The organism is Pseudomonas sp. GD04158, assembly GCF_029834875.1.
Taxonomy (GTDB): Bacteria; Pseudomonadota; Gammaproteobacteria; order Pseudomonadales; family Pseudomonadaceae; genus Aquipseudomonas; species Aquipseudomonas hydrolytica.
Window position 1 is genome coordinate 1 of the sequence record NZ_JAODYT010000155.1, and the last position, 3550, is coordinate 3550.

Annotated in this window: 3 protein-coding genes; all 3 read left to right on the plus strand. The window is 70.0% G+C overall.

All coding sequences use genetic code 11. The features are described from left to right. Positions 1-1031: sensor histidine kinase (locus N7333_RS24200; RefSeq protein WP_279859501.1), on the plus strand; the 1031-nt coding region annotated here is incomplete at its 5' end. Beyond that, positions 1028-1690, plus strand: a complete 663-nt coding sequence (locus N7333_RS24205) for a response regulator transcription factor (RefSeq protein ID WP_129482496.1) — start codon at positions 1028-1030, stop codon at positions 1688-1690. The genes N7333_RS24200 and N7333_RS24205, both read left to right, overlap by 4 nt. Beyond that, positions 1687-3550 (plus strand): ATP-binding protein (locus N7333_RS24210; RefSeq protein ID WP_279859502.1); only part of this gene is annotated, 1864 nt, incomplete at its 3' end. The genes N7333_RS24205 and N7333_RS24210, both read left to right, overlap by 4 nt.

Below are 3550 nucleotides of genomic sequence, written 5' to 3' on the forward strand. Positions count from 1 at the left end.
TGGCCCTGCAACGGGCCTGCAGCTTCTGCGCCATGGACGGCGGCGTGCTGCTGCTCAGGCAAGCCGATGGCAGCCCGAGCCTGAGTGCCGGCTTCGGCCCGGCCGCCTTGCAGCAGCAGCTCGCCACACTGCCCTGGCCGGACGCTGCCCAGGTGCTGGAAGCGCCGCTGGCGCAGGTTGCCCTGGCGCTTCTTCTGCCATTGCACGCGGCCTCGGGTGAGGTATTCGGCGCCCTGCTGCTGGGCAACGCCAGCGCCATGCGCCGCCCGGACGAGGAAGACCTCGAAGCCCTGCAGCTGCTCGCCACCCTGCTCGCCGCCCACCTGCACAACAGTCAGCTGCTGGAGGCGCTCAGCCTGCGCGAGCGGACCATGTCCGAGCTGGTGCACCGGCAGATGAGCGCCCAGGAAGAGGAACGCGCACGGGTTGCCTATGACCTGCACGACGGCCTGGCGCAGACCCTGGCCGGGCTGCACCAGCGTCTGCAGGGCTTCGCCCAGCATCGCCAGCTCAATGACGAGCTGCGCGCCGCTCTGGCGCCCATCCTGCAGCTGGCGCAACGCAGCATGGGCGAGACACGCCAGGCCATCAGCGGCCTGCGCCCGACCCTGCTGGACGACTTCGGTCTGGCACCGGCACTGGACCGCGAACTCGACCGCCTGCGCGGCCAGGGTCGCCAGGTGCAATGGCTGCGCCGCGATACCCAGCGCCTGCGCCCGGCGGTGGAGATCGCCCTGTTTCGCATCGGCCAGGAGGCCATCAACAACATCTGCAAGCACACCGCCGAGGGCGCGGTCAGCCTGGACCTGCACCTCGACGGCGAGACCGCCCACCTGCAGATAGAGGATCGCGGCCCCGGCTTCGCCGCCACGCAGAAAACGCCAACCGCCGCATACGGCATGGGCCTGGTGGCCATGCGCGAACGCTGCCGGCTGCTCGGCGGTCAGTTCGCCTGCCACAGCCAACCCGGCCAGGGCACCCGCGTGCTGGCCAGCATTCCACGCGTCCTGCCGGATGAGAAAACCCCATGAACGAACCCATTCGCCTGCTGCTGGCCGACGACCACGAGGTGACCCGCGCCGGTTTCGCCGCGATGCTCGCCGACTGCCCGGAATTCAGCATCGTCGGCCAGGCGGTGGACGGCCGCCAGGCGCTGGAGCTCTGCCAGCGCCTGAATCCGGACATCGCCATCCTCGATATCCGCATGCCGCAGCTCAACGGCCTGGCGACCGCGCGCCTGCTGCGCGAACAGCAGCCGTCGATCAAGGTGCTGCTGTTCACCATGTACGACAGCCCCGACCACCTGGAAGCGGCGGTCAACGCCGGCGCCGTCGGCTATCTGCTCAAGGACGCCAGTCGCCAGGAAGTTATCGACGGCCTGCGCCAGGTGGCGGCCGGCCAGTGCGCGCTCAACGGCATGGTCAGCGCGCAGCTGCTGCGCCGCGTGGTCCAGCGCAACCAGGGCGGCGCCCCGGGCAGTGCGCTGACGCCGCGCGAGCATCAGGTGCTCGAGCTGATCGCCGCCGGGTTCACCAATCGCGAGATCGGCGAAGAGCTGGGCATCGCCACCGGCACGGCCAAGGCGCACGTCGAACGGGTGATCGGCAAGCTGGGGGTCGCCGACCGCACCCAGGCCGCCGTACAGGGCATTGCCCTGGGCCTGGTGGCGCCGCAGGAGCACAGGGCATGAAGGGCCTGGTCACGCGCTGGACCGACCGCCCGCTGCGCAGCAAGAGCCTGGTGATCATCGCCCTGCCGCTGTCGGTGCTGCTGATCTCCCTGGTGCTGGTGTACATCACCGAACGCCAGACCTCGCGGGTCGAGGACGACGTGCGCCGAGCACTGCGCGTGCAGGGCGACGTGCAGGCGGTACACAGCCTGCTGGCCGAGGCGGCGGCCAGCGTGCGCGGTTACCTGCTGGTCCAGCGCAGCGACTTCCTGCCCTCCTACCGCAGCGCGCTGGAGCGTATCGACAGCACGCTGCGGCGCCTCGATACGGACATCCGCGACCCGCAGATGCGCGGCAGCCTGGAACGCCTGCGCCCGCTGATCGTGATCAAGCTGGAAGGCCTGGAGCAGCTCAAGGCGCTGGCCAGCAGCGACGACCGTGCGGCGATGACGCGCATCCTGGTGGACAACAAGCACGTGCTCGACGCGCTGCGCCAGGAGATTCAGCAGATGCTCGAGCGTGAGCAGACCCTGCTCGACGAGCGCAACGCCGAAGCCAGTGCCGTGCGCTCGCGCATGCTCCTGGCCACCGGCCTGGCCGCCATGTTCGGCGTGCTCGGTGCGCTGTTTGCCGTGGTGCTGCTGTCCACCGGCATCGTCCATCGGGTGCAGCAGGTCGAGCGCAACGCGCGGCGCCTGGCTCTGGGTCAGCCGCTGATCCCCCAAGGCCTGGCGGCCGACGAGATCGGCCAGCTCGCCGCCAGCCTGGAAGAGGCCGGGCAGCTGCTGGCCGAACGCGAGCGCGCCCTGCGCGACAACGAGGAGCGCCTGCGCCTGATCATCGACGGGGTCAAGGAATACGGCATCTTCGGCCTCGACCCCAGCGGCCACGTCACCTCCTGGAACACCGGCGCCGAGCGCATCAAGGGCTACAGCGAGGCGGACATCCTCGGCCGCCACTTCTCCCTGTTCTACCCGCCGCAGGCCCGCGACACCGCCCCCTACCTGGCCCTGCAGGCAGCCACCCGCGAAGGGCGCTACGAGGAAGAGGCCTGGCGCCAGCGCCGCGATGGCTCGCTGTTCTGGGCCAACGTGGTGATCACCGCGCAGCGTGACGCCAGCGGCACCTTGCGCGGCTTCTCCAAGATCACCCGCGACATCACCGACCGGCGCAATGCCGAGGCCGCCCTGCGCACGGCGCGCGAAGAGGCAGAGAACGCCAGCCGGGCGAAAAGCGAATTTCTCTCGCGCATGAGCCACGAGCTGCGCACGCCGCTCAATTCGATCCTCGGCTTCGCCCAGCTGCTGGAAATGGACCGCGGCACACCGGCGCAGCAGGCCCAGGTGCGTCATATCCTGCGCGCCGGACGACACCTGCTGGGGCTGATCAACGAGGTGCTGGACATTGCCCGCATCGAATCCGGGCGGCTGGCGCTGAGCCCCGAGCCGTTGGCGTTGCGCCCGCTGCTGCAGGAGGTCAGCCTGCTGCTGTCGCCCCAGGCCGACAGCGCCGATATCCGCCTGCGCCTGCCGGAGGAGCTGCCCGCCGAACTCTGCGTGCAGGCCGACCGCCAGCGCCTGGTGCAGGTGCTGCTCAACCTGCTCTCCAACGCGATCAAGTACAACCACCCTGGCGGCCATGTCGAAGTGCGGGTGCAGGCCGACAGCGACACCATCACGCTGAGCGTGATCGACAACGGCCCCGGCATCGCCGCCGAGGATCTGGAGCGCCTGTTCATTCCCTTCGAGCGCCTCGGCGCCGCGGCCAGCGAGGTGGAGGGCACCGGCCTGGGCCTGGCCCTGAGCAAGAGCCTGCTGGAGCAGATGGATGGCAGCCTCGGCGTGCACAGCACGCCCGGCGAGGGCAGCACCTTCAGCCTGA